The organism is Methylobacterium sp. 4-46 (assembly GCF_000019365.1).
Lineage (GTDB): Bacteria > Pseudomonadota > Alphaproteobacteria > Rhizobiales > Beijerinckiaceae > Methylobacterium.
The window spans coordinates 5,305,894-5,327,177 of sequence record NC_010511.1 but is presented as its reverse complement, the minus strand read 5'-3'; the positions used below and the strand labels follow the sequence as shown (position 1 = coordinate 5,327,177).

The 21,284-nt window shown below is 73.7% G+C and carries 21 protein-coding genes; 10 read left to right on the top strand and 11 right to left on the bottom strand.

All coding sequences use genetic code 11. The features are described from left to right. Nucleotides 1-66: 66 nt before the first annotated feature. The 3 genes from M446_RS38295 to M446_RS23305 form a co-directional block, all read right to left on the bottom strand. Nucleotides 67-228 carry a hypothetical protein gene (locus M446_RS38295; RefSeq protein ID WP_018259523.1) on the bottom strand — a complete coding sequence of 54 codons (162 nt, stop codon included), beginning with the start codon at nucleotides 226-228 and terminating at the stop codon, nucleotides 67-69. 111 nt (nucleotides 229-339) lie between these two features. Beyond that, nucleotides 340-1,611: a diaminopimelate decarboxylase gene (gene lysA / locus M446_RS23310; RefSeq protein ID WP_012334564.1), complete on the bottom strand. Its 1,272-nt coding sequence runs from the start codon at nucleotides 1,609-1,611 to the stop codon at nucleotides 340-342. A gap of 329 nt (nucleotides 1,612-1,940) precedes the next feature. Beyond that, nucleotides 1,941-2,225, bottom strand: coding sequence for a lipoprotein (locus M446_RS23305; protein ID WP_012334563.1), 285 nt, complete (start codon nucleotides 2,223-2,225; stop codon nucleotides 1,941-1,943). A gap of 175 nt (nucleotides 2,226-2,400) precedes the next feature. Between M446_RS23305 and M446_RS23300 the strand changes: the two genes are divergently transcribed. Beyond that, a complete protein-coding gene (locus M446_RS23300; RefSeq protein ID WP_012334562.1) occupies nucleotides 2,401-4,506 on the top strand; it encodes an ATP-binding protein in 2,106 nt (701 codons plus the stop codon). A 38-nt stretch (nucleotides 4,507-4,544) separates the two neighbouring features. Here M446_RS23300 and M446_RS23295 read toward each other — a convergent pair whose 3' ends face one another. From M446_RS23295 to M446_RS23285, 3 genes are all read right to left on the bottom strand, one after another. Next, nucleotides 4,545-4,805 carry a 3',5'-cyclic-nucleotide phosphodiesterase gene (locus M446_RS23295; RefSeq protein WP_012334561.1) on the bottom strand — a complete coding sequence of 87 codons (261 nt, stop codon included), beginning with the start codon at nucleotides 4,803-4,805 and terminating at the stop codon, nucleotides 4,545-4,547. Between the two features lie 129 nt (nucleotides 4,806-4,934). Continuing rightward, the gene (locus M446_RS23290) at nucleotides 4,935-5,852 is read right to left on the bottom strand and encodes a hypothetical protein (RefSeq protein ID WP_012334560.1); all 918 of its coding nucleotides are present in this window, start codon (nucleotides 5,850-5,852) and stop codon (nucleotides 4,935-4,937) included. A 148-nt stretch (nucleotides 5,853-6,000) separates the two neighbouring features. After that, complete coding sequence (locus M446_RS23285) at nucleotides 6,001-6,606, bottom strand: DUF1134 domain-containing protein (protein WP_012334559.1); 606 nt, start codon at nucleotides 6,604-6,606, stop codon at nucleotides 6,001-6,003. Between the two features lie 131 nt (nucleotides 6,607-6,737). Between M446_RS23285 and M446_RS23280 the strand changes: the two genes are divergently transcribed. Continuing rightward, nucleotides 6,738-7,217 (top strand): hypothetical protein, encoded by a 480-nt coding sequence (locus tag M446_RS23280; protein ID WP_012334558.1) that lies wholly within the window; start codon nucleotides 6,738-6,740, stop codon nucleotides 7,215-7,217. Between the two features lie 3 nt (nucleotides 7,218-7,220). Here M446_RS23280 and M446_RS23275 read toward each other — a convergent pair whose 3' ends face one another. Beyond that, complete coding sequence (locus M446_RS23275; RefSeq protein WP_012334557.1) at nucleotides 7,221-8,057, bottom strand: 3'(2'),5'-bisphosphate nucleotidase CysQ; 837 nt, start codon at nucleotides 8,055-8,057, stop codon at nucleotides 7,221-7,223. A 637-nt stretch (nucleotides 8,058-8,694) separates the two neighbouring features. Here M446_RS23275 and chpT point away from each other — a divergent pair. The 7 genes from chpT (at nucleotide 8,695) to M446_RS23235 (ending at nucleotide 16,594) form a co-directional block, all read left to right on the top strand. Next, nucleotides 8,695-9,342, top strand: a complete 648-nt coding sequence (chpT, locus tag M446_RS23265; RefSeq protein WP_012334556.1) for a histidine phosphotransferase ChpT — start codon at nucleotides 8,695-8,697, stop codon at nucleotides 9,340-9,342. A 581-nt stretch (nucleotides 9,343-9,923) separates the two neighbouring features. Then, nucleotides 9,924-12,731 carry a hybrid sensor histidine kinase/response regulator gene (locus M446_RS23260; protein ID WP_012334555.1) on the top strand — a complete coding sequence of 936 codons (2,808 nt, stop codon included), beginning with the start codon at nucleotides 9,924-9,926 and terminating at the stop codon, nucleotides 12,729-12,731. Between the two features lie 107 nt (nucleotides 12,732-12,838). Beyond that, nucleotides 12,839-13,348: a chemotaxis protein CheW gene (locus tag M446_RS23255; protein ID WP_012334554.1), complete on the top strand. Its 510-nt coding sequence runs from the start codon at nucleotides 12,839-12,841 to the stop codon at nucleotides 13,346-13,348. A gap of 16 nt (nucleotides 13,349-13,364) precedes the next feature. Further along, complete coding sequence (locus M446_RS23250) at nucleotides 13,365-13,730, top strand: response regulator (RefSeq protein WP_012334553.1); 366 nt, start codon at nucleotides 13,365-13,367, stop codon at nucleotides 13,728-13,730. An 88-nt stretch (nucleotides 13,731-13,818) separates the two neighbouring features. Next, nucleotides 13,819-14,979, top strand: coding sequence for a protein-glutamate methylesterase/protein-glutamine glutaminase (locus M446_RS23245; protein ID WP_012334552.1), 1,161 nt, complete (start codon nucleotides 13,819-13,821; stop codon nucleotides 14,977-14,979). 40 nt (nucleotides 14,980-15,019) lie between these two features. After that, on the top strand, nucleotides 15,020-15,910 hold the full coding sequence (locus M446_RS23240; RefSeq protein ID WP_012334551.1) for a CheR family methyltransferase: 891 nt from the start codon (nucleotides 15,020-15,022) through the stop codon (nucleotides 15,908-15,910). Between the two features lie 465 nt (nucleotides 15,911-16,375). Then, nucleotides 16,376-16,594 (top strand): hypothetical protein, encoded by a 219-nt coding sequence (locus M446_RS23235; RefSeq protein ID WP_012334550.1) that lies wholly within the window; start codon nucleotides 16,376-16,378, stop codon nucleotides 16,592-16,594. 32 nt (nucleotides 16,595-16,626) lie between these two features. Here the strand turns inward: M446_RS23235 and M446_RS23230 are convergent, their stop codons facing one another. The 3 genes from M446_RS23230 to M446_RS23220 are packed head-to-tail and all read right to left on the bottom strand — an operon-like array spanning nucleotide 16,627 to nucleotide 19,511. Continuing rightward, nucleotides 16,627-17,574: a PDR/VanB family oxidoreductase gene (locus M446_RS23230; protein WP_050777512.1), complete on the bottom strand. Its 948-nt coding sequence runs from the start codon at nucleotides 17,572-17,574 to the stop codon at nucleotides 16,627-16,629. 4 nt (nucleotides 17,575-17,578) lie between these two features. Beyond that, the gene (locus tag M446_RS23225) at nucleotides 17,579-18,148 is read right to left on the bottom strand and encodes an MOSC domain-containing protein (RefSeq protein WP_012334548.1); all 570 of its coding nucleotides are present in this window, start codon (nucleotides 18,146-18,148) and stop codon (nucleotides 17,579-17,581) included. Nucleotides 18,149-18,182: 34 nt separating this feature from the next. After that, the gene (locus M446_RS23220) at nucleotides 18,183-19,511 is read right to left on the bottom strand and encodes an MFS transporter (protein ID WP_012334547.1); all 1,329 of its coding nucleotides are present in this window, start codon (nucleotides 19,509-19,511) and stop codon (nucleotides 18,183-18,185) included. 144 nt (nucleotides 19,512-19,655) lie between these two features. Between M446_RS23220 and M446_RS23215 the strand changes: the two genes are divergently transcribed. After that, the gene (locus M446_RS23215) at nucleotides 19,656-20,204 is read left to right on the top strand and encodes a cupin domain-containing protein (RefSeq protein WP_012334546.1); all 549 of its coding nucleotides are present in this window, start codon (nucleotides 19,656-19,658) and stop codon (nucleotides 20,202-20,204) included. Nucleotides 20,205-20,288: 84 nt separating this feature from the next. On the opposite strand, the gene tsf is transcribed toward M446_RS23215, so the two are convergent. Further along, a complete protein-coding gene (gene tsf, locus M446_RS23210) occupies nucleotides 20,289-21,212 on the bottom strand; it encodes a translation elongation factor Ts (protein WP_012334545.1) in 924 nt (307 codons plus the stop codon). Between the last annotated feature and the right edge of the window lie 72 nt (nucleotides 21,213-21,284).

The window sequence follows — 21,284 nt, the reverse complement described above, 5'->3', positions numbered from 1 at the left end:
GCCCGCCGAACCTCCCTCGCCGGACCGTAGGGGAGGCTAGCACGCGGGGCGCCGCCGACCAGCGGGTCAAATCCGCTCAGGCGTCCGGGCGCGGCCGGGCGGGTCCTGCGGGGCGTCCTTCAGCGCGGCGCGCACGGCGGCGAGCAGCGCGTGGTGATCCGCGGCGAGCTGGCGCGCCTGGGCGACGACGGCCTCGGCGCGGGCGGTGAGGGAGCGGGTTTGCGACATGGCGGGCCTCGAACCTGATGCCTGCAGCCTCGCACCCCCCCGTCGCCGCGCCGTTTCGCCGATCGGTCGCATTTGAGCGAATCCCGTCGCCCGGGGCCGCCCCGGCCGCGCTCAGGGCGCCAGCCAGTCGGGCACGCGGTCGAGACCGATCAGCTCCTCGTAGCTCTGGCGCGGGCGCACCACCGCGTGGGCGGCGCCGCGCACCAGCACCTCCGGCACCAGGCGGCGCGTGTTGTAGGTGCCGGCCTGCACCGCCCCGTAGGCGCCCGCGCTCATCACCGCGAGGAGGTCGCCGGGCGCCACCGCCGGCATCTCGCGGCCGAGCGCGAGGTAATCCCCGCTCTCGCAGACCGGCCCCACCACGTCCGCGGTGAGGCGCGGCGCCTCCGGGTCCGGCTGCCGCACCGGGCGCAGCGCGTGATAGGCCTCGTAGAGGGTCGGGCGGATCAGGTCGTTCATCCCCGCATCCACGATCACGAAGCTGCGGCCCTCGCCCTCCTTCACGTACACGACCCGGGTGACGAGGATGCCGGCATTGCCGGCGATCATCCGGCCGATCTCGAAGACCGGCCGCAGCCCCAGCGGCCGGAAGTGCGGGCGGATCACCGCCGCGAAGGCCGCCGGGTCCGGCGGCGGCGCGTTGTCGTCCCGGTAGGGGATGCCGAGGCCGCCGCCGAAATCGATGTGGTGGAGCCGGTGCCCCGCCGCCATCAGGTCGCGGGCGAGTTCGGCGAGCAGGGAAGCCGCGTTGTCGTAGGGGGCGAGATCCGTGATCTGGCTGCCGATATGCATGTCGACGCCCGCGACCGCGAGCCCCGGCAGCGCCGCCGCGCGGGCATAGACCTCGCGGGCGCGGCTGATCGGGATGCCGAACTTGTTCTCGGACTTGCCCGTCGAGATCTTGGCGTGGGTCCGGGCATCGACGTCGGGATTGACGCGGATCGAGACCGGGGCAGTCTGCCCGCGCGCCCGCGCCACCTCCGAGAGGGCTTCGAGTTCCGGCTCGCTCTCGACGTTGAAGCACAGGATGCCGGCGTCGAGCGCGACCGCCATCTCGGCGCGGGTCTTGGCCACGCCCGAGAACACGATCCGCTCGCCCGGCACGCCCGCCGCGAGGGCGCGGCGCAGCTCGCCCTCCGACACGATGTCCATGCCGGCGCCGAGCCGGGCCAGGCTGGCGAGCACCGCCTGGTTCGAATTCGCCTTCACGGCGAAGCAGACGAGGGGATCGTCGCCCGCGAAGGCCTCGGCGAAGACGCGGAAATGCCGCTCCAGGGTGGCGGAGGCGTAGCAGTAGAACGGGGTGCCGACGGCCTCGGCGAGCCGCGCGAGGTCGACCTCCTCGGCGTGGAGCGTGCCGTCCCGGTAGGTGAAGTGGTGCATCGGGCTCTCGACGGATCTGCGGCTGGCGGCTTACGCAGATTTGCGCCGGCGCGCCAACGCCAATCTGCCCGGCCCCCTTCGCCGAAGCGGTCGCCGCTCGGGCGGCAGGAATGCGGCAGGAACCACGCGGGTCCGGCACCCCGAGGGGAATCGCCGCGCCCCCCTGCTCGGTCGCCCGATCCGCCGCGGGGTCTCGCCGCGCGGGCCATCACGGCCTCTCAGCGGAGTTGCGCGCGGCAACTCCGCTTAGCCCTTGTTCTTGCATCATTTTCCGCTGACGCGGTGCTTCGGTTCGCCGCCGAAACGGTGACCCCTTCGGCGAAGGATGCTTAGAGCAGCGGATCGAGCGGGAAGGGTCCCCGGGGCACGGTGAAGCGCTTGCGGCTGTTGCCCGAGGATTGCCGCGAGGGCTGGGCGACGCCGGGCGTGTCGGGGATCTGCGGCAGGGCCGGATCGACATCCTCATCCTCGGCGCGCGCCGCCGCGCCCGACGTGCCGGGCAGGCCGGAGGCGGCCGGGGCGACCGCCTGGGGCGCTTCGAGCGGTCCGCGCCGGCCGCAGGCGCCGAGGAGCGCGACCGTACCGATCACGAGGAGGAGGCGGAGCAGGGTCATCCGGGATCCGAAGCGTGGCGGCGGCACCATAGCGGCGCGGACGCGGCGAGGCGAGCCCGGCCGGCGCGTCGCGCGCTGGGGACGGGCCGCAAGACGCCGCTCGCCATCGTGTTGCTGAACGGTTAAGCTTACGTAGTACGCGCATCGTCCCGATGCTGCGCGGAGAGGGAGATTCGTGAGTCTTTCGACGGTGCGCCTGCACCAGCTCCTCGTCGCCGCGGCCTTCCTGGTGCCGTGCGTGGTCCTCCTCGGGGCCGCGTGGTGGAACCGGACGGAGGTGCTGCGGGAGGCCGACAGCGCCGTCCAGCGCACGGCCGCGGTGATGCACGAGCACGCCTCGAAGGTCTTCGACACCGCCGAACTCGCCATGGACCGCGTCGACGACTACGTCTTCGACCGGCCCTGGGGCCAGATCGGGGCCCCGGCCACGAACGCCTTCCTGTCGACGCTCAAGGCGCCGCTGGCCCAGGCGGTGGCGGTCTGGGTGGTGGATCCCGAGGGCGTGGTGCGGGCGAGCAGCCGCGCGGGCGACGTCGGCGCGGCGCTGGCGGGCCGCGACATCTTCGCGGTGCACCGCGCCCGCGACATCGGGATCTATGTCGGGCCGGCCCTGCGCGAGGGCGAGCAGGAGACCTTCGCGGTGAGCCGGCGGCGCTCGACCGAGGACGGCCGCTTCGACGGCGTCATCGTGATCGCCCTCGGCACGGGCTATTTCGGGCGCTTCTACGCGGAGGTCGCGGCACCGACCGCCCACGAGGCGCTGCTCCTGCGCGCCGACGGGGCCGTCCTGGTGCGCGAGCCCGAGCGCGTCGGGGCCGAGCCGCGGCTCCCTCCGGGCGATCCGTTCATGCGGGCGATCCACGGCGGCCCGCAGGGCGGCTTCGCGGTCGCGACGCCCCCCGGGCGGCGCGAGGCGCGGGTGGCCTGGCGCCGGGTCGGGGATTACCCGGTTCAGGTCGCCTTCTCGGTCGAGAGCCGCGTCGCCGAGGAGCGCTGGTACGAGAACCTGCAGCTCTACGGGGCGGTCGCGACGGTCTCGGCCCTCACGCTGGTGCTGATGGCCTGGCTCGCCCTGCGCCGCGCCAGGGCCGAGGAGGAGGCGCTGGCGCGCCTCACCCGCGAGACGGCCCAGCGCGCCGCCGCCGAGGAGCGGCTGCGCCAGTCGCAGAAGATGGAGGCGGTGGGCCAGCTCACCGGCGGCATCGCCCACGATTTCAACAACCTGCTCGCCGTGATCACGGGCTCGCTGGAGGTGCTGCAGCGGCGCCTCGCCCGCGGCGACACCGACGTGGGCCGCTTCATCGAGGGCGCCCTCGACGGGGCGGACCGGGCGGCCAAGCTCACCCACCGGCTCCTCGCCTTCGCGCGCCAGCAGCCGCTGGAGCCGCGCCCCACCGACCCGAACCGGCTGATCACCGGCATGGTCGACCTCCTGCGGCGCACGCTCGGGGAGACGGTGACGGTCGAGACGCGGCTCGCCGTCGGGGTGCCGCCGATCTTCGTCGACCAGAACCAACTCGAGAACGCGATCCTGAACCTCGCGGTCAATGCCCGCGACGCGATGCCGGGGGGCGGGCGCCTGACCCTGGAGACCGCCCGCGACGGCGCCCGGGACGGGCGCGCGGCGGTGGCGGTCACGGTGCGCGACACCGGGACCGGCATGCCGCCCGAGGTCGTGGCCCGCGCCTTCGAGCCCTTCTTCACGACGAAGCCGCAGGGCCGCGGCACCGGGCTCGGCCTGTCCCAGGTCTACGGCTTCGTCACCCAATCGGGGGGCGAGGTGCGGATCGACAGCGCCCCCGGTCTCGGCACCGCCGTCGTGCTGATCCTGCCCGTCTACGAGGGCAGCGCACCGGTCGAGGGGACGGGGCGCGGGCGCGTCGGCGGCCCCGCGCCGCCGCGTCAGGCCCGCACCGTGCTGGTGGTCGAGGACGACGCGATGGTGCGCCGGGCCAGCGCCGAGACGATCGGCGAACTCGGCTACCGGACGATCACCGCCCCGGACGGCGCGGCGGCGCTCGCCTGCCTCGACAGCAACCGGGACGTGGCGGTGCTGTTCACGGACGTGGTGATGCCGGGCCTCGACGGGCCGAGCCTCGCGGCGGAGGCGCGGCGGCGCCGGCCCGACCTCAAGGTGGTCTTCGCCACCGGGCACGGCCGCGAGGAGGGCCGGGAGGGGCCGCTGCCGGGACCCGGCGAGACCGTGCTGCGCAAGCCCTTCACCATCGAGGATCTCGCCGCCGCCCTGCAGGCGGTCTCGCGCGAGGAAGCCTCCGCCTGATCCGGGCAGCGGCGCCGCCCGTCCCGCCCTCGCGCCGCTCAGTTCTTGCTGCTGTTCTGCTTCAGGCCCTCTTCGTAGGCGTCGATCGCCCGTTTGCAGTTGACCGAGATCTTCTTCATGTTCTTCTCGAAGCAGCGGTCGACCTCGGGGCTCTCGGGCGGAAGATTGCCGCAATAGGTCAGGTAATCGCCGGTGCAGTATTTCTTCAGGGTCGGATCGTCCCGCTGCGCCAGGGCGGGGGCGGCGATCAGCGAGGCGCCCGCGAACAAGAGAGCAAACGACGTCGGCTTGAGCGTCATGGCGTTGAGCCTCGCAGCTTGTGAGGGGATGGCGCGGAGATGGCCCGAAACGGCGGCCCTGGCAAGAGCGCCGCGGCGTTCGGGCGACGCGAGGTCAGGCACCGCGGCGGACCGCCCGGGCGAGGCCGCTCAGCGCGCCGCGGCCTGGGAGGGTATCGGGGTGGCCGGGGGCAGCCGCGGCTCGGCCCGGGCGGCGGGGCCGCGCGCCTGGGCCATCAGGGCCTCCGCCACCTCGACGATCCGGCGTTCCAGGGCCGCGTTCTCGGCGAGCAGCCGCTCGGCGGGCGGCGTCGCCTGCGCCTCGGCCAGGGCCCGGCGGGCGCCCGCCAGGCCTTCGAGGGCGGCCTGATGGGCGGGGCGGAGCGCGGCGAGTTCCTCCTCGGCGGCGACGTGGCGGCTGGTCAGGTCGGCGAGGGCGTCCTCCAGGGCCTGGATCTGGGCGCGGGCCCCGGCCGCGACGCTCTCGCCGATGCTGGCGAGGCGCTCGCGGGCCTCCAGCGCCTGCGCCTGCGCGAGGTCGCGGGCGGTCTGCGCCTCGCTCAGCGCGCGGCGGGTGCTCTCCAGCTCGGCCCGGCTGCCGTCGAGGTCGGCGAGGGCGCGCTGGTGCGGGCCTTCGAGGGCGCGCAGGGCCTCCTCGGCCGCCGCCCGGGCCACGCGCAGCTCGTCCCGCTCCGTCTCCACCGCGGCGAGCCGCGCCCGCGTCTTGGCGAGGTCCCGCTCCAGCCCGGCGAGGCGCTCGTCGCGCTGCGCCAGTTCGGTGGTGAGCGCCCCGATCCTGACGGCTCGCCGGCCGAGCTCCTCCATCTCGGCGCGGCGCTCGCCGCGCGCCTCCTCGACCTTGCGCTCGAGCTGGCGCTGCAGCACCGCGAACTCGGCCCGCAGATGGTCCTTCTCGGCGGTCAGCTCGGCGATCGACATCGGGAACTGGCTCTCCAGCCGCCGCCGCGCGAGCCGCTCGGCCCGCGCGTTGAGGGCGGGCAGGACGAGGAGCGCGCACAGGCTTGCGCCGAGGGCGCCCAGCGCGAAGATCATGACGGATTCGATCACGCGGGCAGAACTCTCATCGGGCGCTCGCCAGGGTTACGGGCCCGGGTTCCGGGACCGACCGGACCCTGCCACGGGACCGGGGCCCGGGCCAAGGCCCGATCGGGGTCGACACCGCGAGCGGACAAGTTCGACCAAGCAAGCGCCCAGCTCAGAACGGGTTCCAGGTCGGCGCCTCGGTGAACTTCAGATAGCCGACATTGATCCCGAACCGGGCGCCGACCCCGGTGCGGATCGGAACCACCACGATGTTGTCGGCGGTCGCGGCCGACATGCCGACGCCCCCGACCACGTAGGCCGACCCGTCCATCCCGACGAAGCGCCGGTAGAGCCCGCGCAGGGAGGGCAGGTTGTAGACCAGCATCATGGTGCGGGCGCCGTCGCCCCCGACGTCGAAACCCAGGGAGGGACCCTGCCAGTAGATCCGGCGCTGCCCGGCATTGCGGGTGTAGAGCGTGCCCTCGCCGTAGCGCACGCCGCCGATCACCGCGCCCGAGGCCTCCTGGCCGAGGATGTAGCCGTTCGGCTCGCCCCAGCGCCGGGCCGCCTCCTGCACCGCGAGCGCGAGGCCCCGGGTCGTCGCGCCGAAGAAGCGGTGGCCGGAATCGAGGATCTCCCGGCTGTCGAAGCTCTCGGGGCTCGGCTCCTGCGCGGCGGCGCGGGCCGCGAGCGGCGCGGCCGCAGCGAGGAAAGCCGCGGCGCGCAGCACCGCCCGGCGCGTCGGGCGCGCGGGGCCGGGGGATGGGGCGAAGAGCATCTGTTAGGCTCCCGGCGCTATGCATCGGGCCGGCGCGGGAGCCGGCCGAGGCGGAACCAAAGACGTCCGGCGGGGGACGGCGCCGCGGAAGGGCGGCCGGCCGGCGCCGGTCACGCCAGGATGCGCGCGATATGGGCAAGAACTCGTTAACGCGGCGCGGCGTGCTGTCGCTGGCCCTGGCCTGGCCGGCCGCCTCGGGCGCCGCCGAGGCCGGGGACGCGGTCCTGCCGGATCTCTACGCGGCCGACCCGCTCACCGGGATCGCGCTGCGCGGCCGCGACGCGGTCAGCTACGCCCTCAGCGACGGGCCCGTCCCGGGCCGGGAGGGGATCGAGATGCTCTGGGCGGGCCTGACCTGGCGCTTCGCCGGCCCGGCCAACCGCGCCGCCTTCGCGCACGACCCGGAGGTCTACGCGCCGCGGCTCGGAGGCTACGATCCTCTCGGCGTGGCCGATGGGCGGCTCGTGGGCGCCGACCCCGCGGTGCCGCTGCGCCGCGGCGACCTGCTCTACCTCTTCCGCAATCCGGAGCGCCGCGCGGCCGCCGACCCGGCCCTGCTCGCGGCCGCGGAGGCGCGCTGGCCGGCCCTGCGCCAGCGCCACGGCGTCTGAGGCTCAGGCGGCGGGCAGCACCACGCGGCTCGCATAGGCGGGATCGCCGAGCGCCGCGAAGGGCCCGTTGAGGTAGCCCGCCGCGCTGCGGCCGTAGCGGAACGGGCGGCCCGCCGGATCGACGACGCAGCCCCCCGCCTGGGTGAGGATGTGGTCGCCCGCCGCCGTGTCCCATTCCATGGTCGGGCCCGAGCGCACGTAGAGGTCGGCATCCCCGGCCGCGATCAGGCCGAACTTGAGGGCCGAGGAGGCCGGGCGGCGGCGGCCCACCGGCAATCCCGCCAGGCAGGTCTCGTCCGCCGCCTCGCCGTGGCTGCGGCTCACCAGGGCGACCATGCCCTCCGGCGGGGTCGGGCGCACCGCGATCGCGGCGGCGCGACCCGGCCGCCCGTCGGCGATCGGCGCCTCGACGGCGTGCTGGCCCGCGCTCCAGACCCGGCCGAGGACCGGGGCGGCGAGCGCCGCGGCGACCGGCCGGCCCTCCGCCACCAGGGCGATGTTCACGCTGTACTCGCCGGTGCCGCGCAGGAAGTCGCGGGTTCCGTCGAGGGGATCGACCAGGAAGAACAGGCGCGCCGCCTCCCGGCGGTTCGCCGTCTCCTCGGCGATCACCGGGATGGCGGGCCACCGCGCGTTCAGTTCCGCCACGATGTGGGCCTCGGCCGCGAGGTCGGCGTCCGAGGTCGGCGAGCCGTCCTGCTTCACGCGGTGGGGGCAGGACCCGGTCTCGTAGGCGCGCAGGATGGCGCCGGCCGCGCAGGCAATCTCGGCGAGGAGGGCGGCGACGGCGTCGCGCTCGGCCGCGTCCGGCACGCGGTCCTGGGTCAGGTCGACGGACATCGGGTCCTCATGCCCCGAGCCCGCGGGTTTGTCGATGGCGGTCCCGCCTGGCCGGGCGCGCGGGACGCTCTGCGGGGCGCTCGGCCGCGCCGCGCCTACCTCACCCGGGCGGTGCCGGCGCTGGAGGCGGTGCTCGCACCGATCCAGGAGCGGCTCCTCGCCTCGGACGCCGGCATGGTCGTCTGCGCCGCCGCCGACCGCAACGGCGCCCTGCCGGTTCGCAACGCCACGTCCGCGGCCAAAAACGCGGCCAAGTCCGTGGCCAAGTCCGTGGCCAAGTCCGCGGCCAAGTCCGCGCATCCGCGGCGGCCGGGGGATCCGGTCTGGAACGCCGCCAATTGCCGCAACCGCCGCATCGTCGACGACCGCGCCGGGCTGGTGGCGGCGCGCTCCGCCGCGCCGGTGCTGGTCCAATCCGACATCCGCGACATGGGCGGCGGGCAGCGCGTGCCCATGAAGGAGGTCGACGCGCCGATCCGGGTGCGCGGGCGGCACTGGGGCGGCTTCCGCACGGCCTCCCGCGCCCGATCCCTGCCGGCTGCACGCTTTCCAAACCGGTGCGGGGCCGCTATCCGTGCCGCTCCGCACACGGCGAATCCCGCGCCGGATGCCCCGGACCGGGCCCCGGAGACCCCCGATGATCACCGTCACGCTCGACGCCCTCGACCTCTCCGCGCTGCTCTGCTCCCGCGTGTGCCACGACGTGATCAGCCCGGTCGGCGCGATCGTGAACGGCCTGGAGGTTCTGGAGGACGAGGACGATCCGGGGATGCGCGACTTCGCCATCGACCTGATCCGCAAGAGCGCCAAGCAGGCCTCGGCGCGTCTCCAATTCGCCCGCATCGCCTTCGGGGCGGCGGGCTCGGTCGGGGCGACGATCGACCTCGCCGATGCCGAGAGCGTCGCCCGCGGCCTGTTCTCGGACGAGAAGACGAAGCTCGCCTGGAGCGCGCCCCGCGCCCTGTTTCCGAAGAACAAGGTCAAGCTCCTGCTCAACCTCGTGGTGATCGCCGTCACCACGATCCCGCGCGGCGGCCTGATCGACGTGGCGGTGACCGGCGAGGCCGAGGCGCCGGTCTTCGTGCTCACCTGCCGGGGCTCGCATGCGCGCATCCCGGCCCATGTCGAGGCGCTGATCGCCGGCAGCCCGGAGAGCGGCACGGTCGACGCGCACGGCGTGCAGCCCTACTACGCGGGCCTCGTGGCCCGGGCCGCCGGCATGACCGTCTCCTTCGGGATCGACGGCGACACCGTGACGATCCGCGCCGAGCCCGCCGCCGCCTGAGCCGCGCCGCACCGTTCCGCAGGCCGCGCCGCGCGCAGGGTTCCGGCGCGAGGGCGCGCGCGCTGCGGCTGAGGGCGAGCGGCCCCTCGCGCGCGACCCGTCGCTCTCCCTCCGGCGGCCGCCCGCGCGCCCGTCGGCCGGCACGGGAGCCTCGCCGCGCAAGCCCCGAGCGTCCCGCCCCGAGCCCCTGGCGGGCCCGCGCGCCCGCGCTCTTGCCGCCGCGCAGGGTCGCGGCCCGCCTTCCGCCGCCCCGCGGCGCACGTGCCGTTGAGGAAAGAGCACGGGAGTTCCGTTAAACGAATATTTTTCGCGAGTGGAGCGGCGCGCGTTCCGCCTGATGGATTAGTCCGACGGCGGATGACCGGGGCCGCGAAGCGCCTTCCGGGTGGCGCCTTATCTCATTGTCGTGACATGAATTCTCGCTGTCGCCGGCGGCACTCGGCCGGGCGCGGGACTCCGCTGCGTGACCCGCGCCCCTGCAACATCGCTCGGGGCCGATCGACTGTGGCAACGGATCATCAACGCTCCGGTGCCACTGTCATGGAGCGGGGAGGCCCTGCGACGATCGGCGAGTGGCGGACATGGACGATTTGCTGCGTGAATTCCTGACCGAGACCGGCGAACACCTGGATACGGTCGACCTGGAGCTCGTCCGCTTCGAGCAGGATCCGAACAACCAGACGATCCTCCGGAACATCTTCCGGCTCGTGCATACCATCAAGGGCACCTGCGGCTTCCTCGGACTGCCGCGCCTCGAGGCGCTGGCCCACGCGGCCGAGACGCTGATGGGCAAGTTCCGCGACGGGATGGGCGTCACGAGCGAGGCGGTGACGCTGATCCTGCAGACGCTCGACCGCATCAAGGTGATCGTCGCGGAGCTGGAGCGCACGGCGGCCGAGCCCGTGGGCGCCGACGAGGACCTGATCGGCGCCCTGGAGCGCATGGCCGAGGGCGAGGCCGCTCCCGCCCCGGCGCCCGCCCCGCCGCCGCCGCCCGTCCCGATGACCACCGGCTCCCTGGTGTCCCAGACGCTGGAGCGGGCGCTCAAGGCCGACGAGGTCTCCCTGGACGACCTGGAGCGCGCCTTCCGCGACACGCCCGGGCCCGAGGCCTCGCCCGCGCCCATGACCACGGGCTCGCTGGTGCCGCAGACGCTGGAGCGGGCCCTCAAGCCGGGCGAGGTCTCCCTGGACGACCTGGAGCGCGCCTTCCGCGACACGCCCGGGCCCTCCGCGGCGCCCGCCAAGGCGGTGAGCGCGCCGAAGGCCGCGCCCGCTCCGGCCGAGGCGCCCCGCGCCGACGCCGCGCCCGAGACGGACGGCGCCGCCATCAACAAGGTGCAGACGATCCGGGTGAACGTCGACACCCTCGAGCACCTGATGACGATGGTCTCGGAACTGGTCCTGACCCGCAATCAGCTCCTCGAGATCGCCCGCCGGCAGGAGGACAACAGCTACAAGGTGCCGCTGCAGCGGCTCTCGAACGTCACCGCCGAGCTGCAGGAAGGGGTCATGAAGACCCGCATGCAGCCGATCGGCTCGGCGTGGCAGAAGCTGCCGCGGGTGGTGCGCGACCTCTCGTCGGAACTCGGCAAGAAGATCGACCTGGTGATGCAGGGCGCCGAGACGGAACTCGACCGTCAGGTGCTGGAGGTCATCAAGGACCCGCTCACCCACATGGTGCGCAACTCCGCCGACCACGGCATCGAGTCGGCGCTGGAGCGCAAGGCCGCGGGCAAGCCCGAGAAGGGGACGATCCGCCTCAACGCCTTCCACGAGGGCGGCACGATCACGATCGAGATCTCGGACGACGGCAAGGGGCTCGACCTCGCCACGATCCGCCGCAAGGCCGTGGAGCGGGGCATCGCCACCGAGGCCGAGGTCGAGCGGATGACCGACGCGCAGGTCGCGAAGTTCATCTTCCACGCCGGCTTCTCGACCGCCAAGGCCGTCACCTCGGTCTCGGGCCGCGGCGTCGGCATGGACGTGGTCAAGACCAACATCGAGCTGATCGGCGGCACCGTCGACATCCGCACCCAGTTCGGCCAGGGCACCACCTTCACGATCAAGATCCCGCTGACGCTCGCCATCGTCGCGGCGCTGATCGTCTCGGCCCGCGACCACCGCTTCGCGATCCCGCAGGTCTCGGTGCTCGAACTCGTGCGGGTGCAGCCGGGCAGCGACCACCAGGTCGAGCGCATCAACGGCTCGCCGGTGCTGCGCCTGCGCGACCGCCTGCTGCCGATCGTGCCGATCGCCGCCATGCTCGGCCTGGACAAGGATCCCACCACCGCCTCCTCCGACGAGGGCTTCGTGGTGGTGAGCCAGGTCGGGCGCCAGCGCTTCGGCATCCTGGTGGACGGCGTCTTCCACACGGAAGAGATCGTCGTGAAGCCGATGTCGACGAAGCTGCGGCACATCCCGCTCTTCTCCGGCAACACGATCCTGGGCGACGGCGCGGTCGTGCTGATCATCGACCCGAACGGGGTCGCCCGCATGGTCGGTTCCGGCACGGCGACCGGGCAGCCCGCGGAGGCGGATGCCGAGGCCGAGGAGGCGGCGGCGTCGGCCGATCAGACCGTCACGCTGCTGGTGTTCAAGGGCGGCGGCGACGCGCTGAAGGCGGTGCCCCTGTCGCTGGTCACGCGCCTGGAGGAGGTCGACGGCGCCAAGGTCGAGTGGGTGGGCGGGCGGCCGCTCATCCAGTACCGGGGCCGGCTCATGCCCCTGGTGCCCGTCGATCCCGATCAGGTGCTGCGGCGCGAGGGCGCGCAGGCCCTGGTGGTGTTCTCGGACGGCGAGCGCTCGATGGGCCTCGCGGTGGACGAGATCGTCGACATCGTCGACGAGGTGCTCGACGTCGAACTCACGGCGGACCGGTCCGACCTGATCGGCTCGGCGGTGGTGCGCGGGCGCGCGACCGAGATCGTCAACATCGCCCATTACCTGCCGCTCGCGCACGACGACTGGGCGCGCGCGCCGCGCCGCAAGGAGGAGCAGGCGCCGCGGCGGCTGCTCCTGGTCGACGACTCGGCCTTCTTCCGCGAGATGCTGACGCCCGTGCTGAAGGCCGCCGGCTACCGGGTGATCCCGGCCGCCAGCGCCGAGGAGGCTCTCACGGTGCTCACCGGCGAGACGCCGATCGACGTCGTCGTCGCCGATCTGGAGATGCCGGGCCGCTCCGGCTTCGACCTGATCGAGCAGATGCGCCGGACCGGGCCGCGCCTCGCCGAGATGCCGGTGATCGCGCTCGCCTCGAGCGTCGCCCCGGAGGGGATCGAGCGGGCGCGCGCCCTCGGGATCGCCGACTTCGTCGCGAAGTTCGACCGCAGCGGCCTCGTCGCCGCCCTCAACGAGATCACCGCGCCCAGCCTCGACGCCGCGGCCTGACCGCCGCCCCGGCCTGAGCGGCCCGCCCGCGGCGGTCCGCGCAGGCCTCCCGGCGCCCCGCCCGCGGCGGCGCCCTCCCGCAACCCGATGAGAACCGAGCGACGCCCATGATGGCCGCCAACAGCAACGTCGCCCGCGCGGGCGAGACCAGCTCCGCCGTGATCGGCGACACCATCGACTACGTCACCGTGACCCTCGGCGACGAGATGTTCGGCCTGCCGATCGACCGGGTCCACGACGTCTTCATCGCCACCAACCTCACGGACGTTCCGCTGTCGCCGCCCGAGATCAAGGGCCTGCTCAACCTGCGCGGGCGGGTGGTGACCGCGATCTGCCTGCGCCGCCGCCTCGGCCTGCCCGACCGGGTCTCGGAGGGGCGCGAGATGGCGGTGGGCTTCGAGCTCGGCGGCGAGGCCTACGGGCTCCTGGTCGATCAGGTCGGCGAGGTGATGAAGCTCTCCGCCGACACCTACGGGCCGAACCCGGTGCACATGGACACCCGCTGGCGCGCCGTCTCGCGCGGGGTGCACCGCCTCGACGGGCGCCTGCTGATCATCCTCGACGTCGACGCGGTCCTGGCCTTCGGCGACGACCGGGCCAACGCCTCGGCCGCCTGAGCAGGGACGCAGCGCGATGAGAACCTGCCTGATCGTCGATGATTCCGCCGTGATCCGGAAGGTGGCGCGGCGCATCCTGGAGGGGATCGGGTTCCGCGTCGCGGAGGCGGAGGACGGCGCCGACGCCATCGGCCTGTGCCGGGAGGCGATGCCGGACGCGATCCTGCTCGACTGGCGCATGCCGCAGATGGACGGCTACGAGTTCCTGCGGGAATTGCGCCGGCTGCCCTCGGGCGAGCACCCCAAGGTGGTGTTCTGCACCACCGAGAACGACGTGAGCTCCATCGCCCGCGCCCTGCACGCGGGGGCGGACGAGTACATCATGAAACCGTTCGACAAGGACATCATCACGGCGAAGCTCCAGGAAGTCGGCCTCGCCTGATCCTCGCGCGGTCTCGGACCGGGCGCCCCGCTCCCGCGCCGGCCGCGCGCCCGCGCGCGTCTCCCGTATTGCAAGTGCCGAGAGTATCATGGCAGCTTCCCTCGCGCCGTCCCAGGCCAGCCCCGCAGCGCCGCGTGTCAAGGTGATGGTGGCCGACGACTCCGCCGTGGTGCGCGGCCTCGTCTCGCGCTGGCTGCAGGAGGCGGGATGCGACGTGGTGGCGACCGCCTCGAACGGCCGGATCGCCCTCGAAACCCTCGACCGGGTCAGCCCGGAGATCGTCCTCCTCGACGTCGAGATGCCGGAGCTCGACGGCACGCAGGCCCTGCCGCGCATGCTGGCCAAGCGGCCGGGCCTCCAGGTCGTGATGATGTCGACCCTGACGCAGCGCAACGCGGAGATCTCCCTGCGCTGCCTCGCCCTCGGGGCGGTGGACTACCTGCCCAAGCCCGAGGGCAACCGGGGCGTGACCACCACGGCGACCTTCCGGGAGGACCTGATCCAGAAGGTGCGGATGCTCGGCGCTGCCCTGCGCGGCGGGGCGGGGGCCCTGCGGCGCGCCGTCGCCGAGCGGCCCGCGCCGGAGCGGGCCGGCGCCGTGCCGCCGCCGCCGCGGCCCGCCGCCCCCCCGGTCTCCCTGCGCCCGCGGCACGCCCGCACGCCGCCGAAGGTGCTGCTGATCGGCGCCTCGACCGGCGGTCCGAGGGCGGTGGGCGAGGTGCTGGAGGGGATCGGCGCGGCGGCCCTGCGGCGGCTCCCGATCCTGATCGTGCAGCACATGCCGCCGGTCTTCACCGGCGTCTTCGCCGAGCACCTGCGCACCCGCACGGGCCTGCCGGCGGCGGAGGGCAAGCACGGCGAGCCGGTGCGGCCCGGCACCCTCTACGTGGCGCCGGGCGGGCGGCACATGGGCCTCTCCGGCCATGGCGCGGAGATCGCCATCCGCCTCGACGACGGCCCGCCGGTGAATTTCTGCCGGCCGGCGGTGGACGTGCTGTTCCGCGACGCGGCCGAGCTCTACGGCGCCTCGACGCTCTCGGTGGTGCTCACCGGGATGGGCTCGGACGGGACCCACGGCGCCAAGGCCCTGGTGGATGCGGGCGGCACCATGCTGGTGCAGGACGAGGCCTCCTCGACCGTCTGGGGCATGCCCGGCAGCATCGCCAAGGCCGGCTACGCCCACGAGATCCTGGCACTCCCCGCGATCGGCCCCGCGCTGCGCGCCCAGATCACGGGCGGGCAGCCCTGATGCCCTCGACGCGCGACACCGCCGGGAAGGGCCCGCCGCGATGACCGAGACCGAGTTCGAGTTCCTGCGCGGCTATCTCAAGCAGCGGTCCGGCCTCGCCCTGACCCCCGAGAAGCGCTACCTGATCGAGAGCCGGCTCACGCCGGTCTGCCGCCGCTTCGGGATCGCCACCCTCACCGAACTCGTCGGCGCCCTGCGGGTCGCGCGCGAGGGCGCGATCGAGAAGGCGGTGGTCGAGGCGATGACCACCAACGAGACCTTCTTCTTCCGGGACAGGGCGCCCTTCGACCTGTTCCGCGACGTGCTGCTGCCGCAGATGATCGCCGCGCGCGCCGCGGCGCGCCGGCTGCGCATCTGGTGCGCGGCCGCCTCGACCGGGCAGGAGCCCTACTCGCTGGCGATGCTGCTCACCGAGGCGGCGCCGCTCCTGGCCGGCTGGCGGATCGAGCTCGTCGGCACCGACCTCTCGACCGAGGTCCTGGAGAAGGCCCGGCTCGGCCTCTACAACCAGTTCGAGGTCCAGCGCGGGCTGCCGGTCCAGCTCATGCTGAAGTACTTCGAGCAGGTCGGCGAGCAGTGGCGGATCAGCGCGGCCCTGCGGCAGATGGTGGATTTCCGCCCGCTCAACCTGCTGGACCGGTTCGACCAGCTCGGCACCTTCGACATCGTGTATTGCCGCAACGTGCTGATCTATTTCGACGCGCCGACCAAGGCGGACGTGCTCGGGCGGATCGCCGCGCAGCTCGCCCCGGACGGGGCGGTGCTGCTCGGGGCGGCCGAGACGGTGATCGGCATCACCGACGCGCTGACCCCGGACCCCAAGCACCGCGGCCTCTATCGCCACGGCGGCGCGCGCGCCTCCCTGGTGCCGCCGGTCGCCGCGCCCGCGGCGGCGCCGGTCCCGAGCCTGCCGCGCTTCGCCGTGCGCTGAGACGCGACCGCCACGTTTCGACGCAGGCGAGCGCGACCATTCCTGTTGCTCCGGGCCCGGGGTCTGCTACACGGGCCGTCCTGACCGCCAGCGCGCCCGGAGGCTTCCGGAACCCGTCTGGGCCGCGCGGTGGGAGGGCCGGCGACGACGGGACGGTGCGGACCAGTTCTCTGCAACCTTGCCTGTGAGGCTCAGTGGGCCGAGTAGTCGCAGGAGCGTCACGGGTTCGGGGAACAGGAACCGCTACCCTGGCGCATGGCCCACCTCTCTCCGGCGGATTGATGCGGGATCCGCTCGATCGAGCGGATCCCGGATCACGAGCCCGCGCGGCGCCTGAGCGGAGCCGACATCCGCATCGCCGAAATGCGAGATGGCGAAGCGATCAACCGGATGCCGGATGACCCGCTTGTTAACGCCCGCGGCCTAAGGTGGGCGCCACTCTGACGCGATGGCGAGATCCCGGCGATGTGGCGCCTCCTGACCGGCGGTATCAAGGCGATGCTGGTGATCACGGGGCTGTCCCTCGCCGCCCACTGGGCGGCGCGGCGGGAGGAGCCGAAGGGACCGGCCCTCGCCGCGACGATCCGCGACCCGGCGACGACGGGCGCGCTGCCGGCCCGCCGCAGGCCGGCCGGCCTCGACCAGCGCGGCCTGCAACGGCTCCTGTCGGACACGGCGCGCTGACGGCGGGCAGGCGGCGCGCCGGGCCCGCCGCGTCACAGAGCGAGCACGACGCGGCCCCGGGCCCGGGAGACGCAGGGCGTGAGCTGCGCCGTCCGCGCGGCGGGCGACAGCGCCGCGTCGCGGTGCAGGACGGTCCCCTCGCGATACCCGCAGGCGCAGGCGCCGCACAGGCCTGTCTCGCAGGATGAGGGCAGGGAGAATCCCCGTGCCCGCAGCGCCGCGAGGAGCGAGAGGCCGGCCGGCACCTCGATCTCCTGCCCGGTGGAGCCGATCACCGCGACGAAGGGTTCCTCCGCCGCCCGGTCCTCGGCCGCGGGGGCGAAGCGCTCCACGTGCACCGAGGCGGGCGGCCAGCCGTGAGCCGCGGCGGCGCGGCGCGCCGCCTCGATCAGGCTCTCCGGGCCGCACAGGTAGAGGTGCGAGCCCTCCCGGCGCTCCGCCAGGACGGCGGGGTCGAAGCGCCGGCCCTCGGCGGAGAACCAGCGCCGCAGGCGCCCGCCGCAGACCGCCTCGGCCTCCCCCAGGAGCGGGGCCGCCCCGGCCGACCGGGCGCACAGGTGCAGCGCGAAGTCTGCGCCCTCGGCCGCGAGCGTCCGGGCCATCGCGAGCAGCGGGGTCACGCCGATGCCGCCGCCGACGAGGACGTGGTGGCGCGCCTCCCCGGCCAGGCGGAAGGCGCTGCGCGGGGCGGCGACGGGCACGATCGCGCCTGGCCGCAGCGCGTCGTGCGCCCAGACCGACCCGCCCCGGCCGGCCTCCTCCCGCTTGATCGCGATCTCGTAGCGGCTCCGATCCGCCGGGTCGCCGCAGAGCGAGTAGGCCCGCACCCGCCCGTCCGGGAGGTGGAGCGCGACGTGGGCGCCGGCCTCCCAGGCCGGCAGGTCCGGGCGCCGGGGGTGGACGAGGACGACCCGCCGCACCTGCGGCGTCGCCGCCTCCGCCGTCGCGACCCGCAGCTTCATGATTAGGCGAGCGGTCACCGGCTCAATCCAGGAGCGCGACCGGGTCGCCCGGCCGGATGAGGCCGCCCCGCTCGATGCCGCAATTGAGGCCGGAGCGGTTGAAGAGCGGCAGGTAGACGGGCATGCCGAGCAATTCCTCCAGGTACTTGCACGGGAAGTTGAGCCGACCCCCGCACAGGATCACCTCGCCGACCCGGAAGCGCCGGCCGACCAGGTGGTTGAGCGGCACCCCGACGACCGTGAGATTGCGCCGGTGGTCGCCCGGCGCGAGGCGGAGGGGCCCGCCCTGAAGCGGCGGGTCGTTGCGGGCGAGGGCGTCGAGGGCCTCCTGCTCGATCAGGGTGACCTCGCGCACGTCGGGCTTGGCCGAGTAGGTGCCGATGCCGGCGAAGTAGCGGTCGCCCTCGATGCCGCGGCCGGCCACGCAGAGGGCCTCGGCGCGCTCCTCCATCTCGTAGCTCGCGGCCGGGGCGACGTGGATGTGGAGCAGGCGGCCGCTCCACCCGGTCGCGCCGCCCGGGACCTCCGCGGCGGCGGCGCCGGCCGGGTGCGCGAGGGCCGGGATCATGCGAGGCGCGGGCATCTCGGTCATGCGGGTTCATCTCCGGACGGGGGCGGGCCGTCGCTCAGTCGATCGGGCGGCGGGCCGTCTCCGGGGCGATCAGGGCCGCCGCGAGCGTCACGCTGGCGAGGACGACGAGGTAGACCGAGATCGGCCAGGTCGCGCCGCCGCTCCCGCCCAGCAGGGCCGCGCAGATCAGCGGCGTGAAGCCGCCGCTCAGGGCTGCCCCGACCTGGAAGCCCAGGGAGGCCCCGCTGTAGCGCAGGCGCGCGTCGAAGAGCTCCGACATCCAGGCCGCCCCGGTGCCGAACATGATGCCCTGGCCGAAGCTCACGGCCACCGCCACCGTCAGGCTGATGACCAGCGGGTCGCGGGTGCCGAGGAGCCAGAACAGCGGGAACGCGAAGGCGATGGAGAACAGGCAGGCCGCGACGAACGGGCTCCTTCGCCCGTAGCGGTCCGAGAGCCAGCCGAAGGCCGGCAGGGTGAACAGCTCGATGATGGCCGCCACCAGGATCCCGTTCAGGATGACGCTGCGCGGCAGGCCGAGCTGGCCGGTGACGTAGGCGATGCCGAACACCGTGACGACGCTGACATAGGCGATCTCCGAGAGCTTGAGCCCGACCGCCGTCGCGAAGGTGCGCGGATGCGCGGTCAGGATCTCCAGGACGGGCAGGCGGGCGACCGCGTCCCGGCTCTTGATCCGCCGGAAGGAGGGCGTCTCGTGCAGGCGCAGGCGGATGAACAGCCCGACGACGATCAGCGGCAGGCTGCCCAGGAAGGGCAGGCGCCAGCCCCAGGCGAGGAAATCCGCCTCCGGCATCAGGCCGGTCAGCGCGAAGGCGCCGGTCGAGGTGATGACGCCGAGCGGGTAGCCGAGCTGGACGATGCTGCCGAACAGGCCCCGCCGCTCGGCGGGCACGGTCTCCACCACCATCAGGACGGCGCCGCCCCATTCGCCGCCGATGCCGATCCCCTGCACGAGGCGCAGGGCCACGAGCAGGACCGGGGCGAGGAGGCCCGCCTGCGCGTAGGTCGGCAGGCAGCCGATCAGGAAGGTGCCGAGGCCCATGATGATGATGGTGAGCGAGAGCATCGCCTTGCGGCCGAGCCGGTCGCCGAAATGCCCGAAGATGATCCCGCCGAGCGGCCGCGCCAGGAAGCCGACCGCGTAGGAGCCGAAGGCCGCCACCGTGCCGACCAGCGGGTCGAAGCTCGGGAAGAAAAGCTTGTTGAAGACGAGCGCGCTCGCGGTCCCGTAGATCAGGAAGTCGTACCACTCGACCGTGGTGCCGATCACGCTCGACCAGACGATCTGCCGGCGATCGGCCGACGGCACGGCCCCGGCCAGCTGAGGTGCCCCGGACTCGATCGGGGGTGCTGCATCGACCATGGCCCAATCCCATCCACTGCCTTGGAGGAATTTCCACCACAGTGGAGGCAAGCGGCGTGCCACAGCCCCGGTTGACGGGCGCCTCCGGGCGGCGGAGGGGATTGCGCGTGCCGCGAGGCCGGCCGGACGGGAGGTGGGACGAGGATGGGGCAGAACGAGACACCGCCCGAGGAGGCGGCCCCGGGCCCGACCCCGACCCAGGTCCACATCTCGGAGGAGATCCGACGCCGCAGGCGGGAGCTCGGCCTCTCCCTCGAGGCGGTGCCCTCGACCGTCGTGCTCTCGCGCCTCGCCGAGGCGCTCGGGGTGACGGCGGCGCGCCTGATGGTGCCCGCGACGGAGCAGGAGGTGCTGCTGATCAAGGCGGCCCGCCAGCCCGTGCTGCGCGACGAGAGTTCGGGCCTCACGCGCCGCATCCTCTCGCCGGTCCTGCCGGGGCGCGGCATCGACTGGGTGCGCAACACCCTGCCGCCCGGGGCCCGGACCGGCGAGTTCGTGGCCCATCGCCGCGGCGTCTCGGAATACGTCCACGTGCTCGGCGGGCGGCTTCGCGTGACGATCGGGGAGCGCACGGTCGAGATGGAGGCGGGGGACAGCCTCTACTTCGAGGCCGATGCCGGCCACGCCTTCGCCAACCCCGCCGCGGAGCCCTGCGACTACCTCCTGGTCATCGATCCGTCGCGGGCCCGCTGAGCCGAGCCCGGTCCCGAGACGACAAGGGTCGGAGCGGGCGCGCGGCCCGCTCCGGCCCGGAACGATCCGGCGATGGGGAGGGCGTCAGCCCTTGACGGCGGCCGCGACCTCGCTGGCGAAGTCCGGGCCCTCCTCCTTCTCGATGCCCTCGCCGAGGGCGTAGCGCACGAAGGCGGCGAGCTTGACCGGGCCGCCGGCCTTGCCCTCGGCCTCCTTCAGCACCTGAGACACCGTCTTGGAGGTGTCGTGCACGAAGGGCTGGTCCAGGAGGGTGACCTCCTTGTAGTAGCTCTTCAGGCCGCTCTCGACGATCTTGGCCAGCACGTGATCGGGCTTGCCGGCGTTCTTCTCGCGCAGGATGGCGCTCTCGCGCTCCACCGTGGCCGGGTCGATGCCCGAGGCGTCGAGCGCCAGCGGGTTCGTGGCGGCGACGTGCATGGCGATCTGGCGGCCGAGCGTCGACAGGAACTCGACGTTGCCGGCGGATTCGAGCGCGACCAGCACGCCGATCTTGCCGAGGCCCTCGCTCACCTGGCCGTGCACGTAGGTGGCGATCACGCCCTGCGACACGGCGAGCGTCGCCACGCGGCGCAGGGTCATGTTCTCGCCGATCGTGGCGATGAGTTCCTGCAGGCGGTCCTTGACCGTGGTCTGCGAGCCCGGGAAATGCGCGGCCTCCAGCGACTCGACATTGCCCTGGCTGTTGAGCGCGACCTTGGCGGCCTCGCGCACGAAGGCCTGGAAGCCGTCGTTGCGGGCGACGAAATCGGTCTCGGAATTCACCTCGACGAGGGCGGCGTGACGGCCGGCCGATTCGACGGCCACCAGGCCCTCGGCGGCGACGCGGCCGGCCTTCTTGGCGGCCTTGGCCAGACCCTTCTTGCGCAGCCAGTCGACCGCGGCCTCGATGTCGCCCGCCGTCTCGTTCAGGGCGGACTTGCAATCCATCATGCCCGCGCCGGTCTTCTCGCGCAGGTCCTTGACCATCGCTGCCGTGATGTTGGCCATCGGACGTGTCCTTTCCACTCAACCGGATAAAGGGAGCCCGGCGCTGATGCAGCGCCGGGCTGATCTGTCGTC

What these genes read in the sequence shown, in the direction of transcription:
- M446_RS38295 (WP_018259523.1), bottom strand. Translation starts at nt 228, where the DNA reads ATGTCGCAAACCCGCTCCCTCACCGCCCGCGCCGAGGCCGTCGTCGCC.
- lysA (WP_012334564.1), bottom strand. Translation starts at nt 1,611, where the DNA reads ATGCACCACTTCACCTACCGGGACGGCACGCTCCACGCCGAGGAGGTC.
- M446_RS23305 (WP_012334563.1), bottom strand. Translation starts at nt 2,225, where the DNA reads ATGACCCTGCTCCGCCTCCTCCTCGTGATCGGTACGGTCGCGCTCCTC.
- M446_RS23295 (WP_012334561.1), bottom strand. Translation starts at nt 4,805, where the DNA reads ATGACGCTCAAGCCGACGTCGTTTGCTCTCTTGTTCGCGGGCGCCTCG.
- M446_RS23285 (WP_012334559.1), bottom strand. Translation starts at nt 6,606, where the DNA reads ATGCTCTTCGCCCCATCCCCCGGCCCCGCGCGCCCGACGCGCCGGGCG.
- M446_RS23280 (WP_012334558.1), top strand. Translation starts at nt 6,738, where the DNA reads ATGGGCAAGAACTCGTTAACGCGGCGCGGCGTGCTGTCGCTGGCCCTG.
- M446_RS23275 (WP_012334557.1), bottom strand. Translation starts at nt 8,057, where the DNA reads ATGTCCGTCGACCTGACCCAGGACCGCGTGCCGGACGCGGCCGAGCGC.
- chpT (WP_012334556.1), top strand. Translation starts at nt 8,695, where the DNA reads ATGATCACCGTCACGCTCGACGCCCTCGACCTCTCCGCGCTGCTCTGC.
- M446_RS23260 (WP_012334555.1), top strand. Translation starts at nt 9,924, where the DNA reads ATGGACGATTTGCTGCGTGAATTCCTGACCGAGACCGGCGAACACCTG.
- M446_RS23255 (WP_012334554.1), top strand. Translation starts at nt 12,839, where the DNA reads ATGATGGCCGCCAACAGCAACGTCGCCCGCGCGGGCGAGACCAGCTCC.
- M446_RS23250 (WP_012334553.1), top strand. Translation starts at nt 13,365, where the DNA reads ATGAGAACCTGCCTGATCGTCGATGATTCCGCCGTGATCCGGAAGGTG.
- M446_RS23245 (WP_012334552.1), top strand. Translation starts at nt 13,819, where the DNA reads ATGGCAGCTTCCCTCGCGCCGTCCCAGGCCAGCCCCGCAGCGCCGCGT.
- M446_RS23240 (WP_012334551.1), top strand. Translation starts at nt 15,020, where the DNA reads ATGACCGAGACCGAGTTCGAGTTCCTGCGCGGCTATCTCAAGCAGCGG.
- M446_RS23235 (WP_012334550.1), top strand. Translation starts at nt 16,376, where the DNA reads ATGTGGCGCCTCCTGACCGGCGGTATCAAGGCGATGCTGGTGATCACG.
- M446_RS23225 (WP_012334548.1), bottom strand. Translation starts at nt 18,148, where the DNA reads ATGACCGAGATGCCCGCGCCTCGCATGATCCCGGCCCTCGCGCACCCG.
- M446_RS23220 (WP_012334547.1), bottom strand. Translation starts at nt 19,511, where the DNA reads ATGGTCGATGCAGCACCCCCGATCGAGTCCGGGGCACCTCAGCTGGCC.
- M446_RS23215 (WP_012334546.1), top strand. Translation starts at nt 19,656, where the DNA reads ATGGGGCAGAACGAGACACCGCCCGAGGAGGCGGCCCCGGGCCCGACC.
- tsf (WP_012334545.1), bottom strand. Translation starts at nt 21,212, where the DNA reads ATGGCCAACATCACGGCAGCGATGGTCAAGGACCTGCGCGAGAAGACC.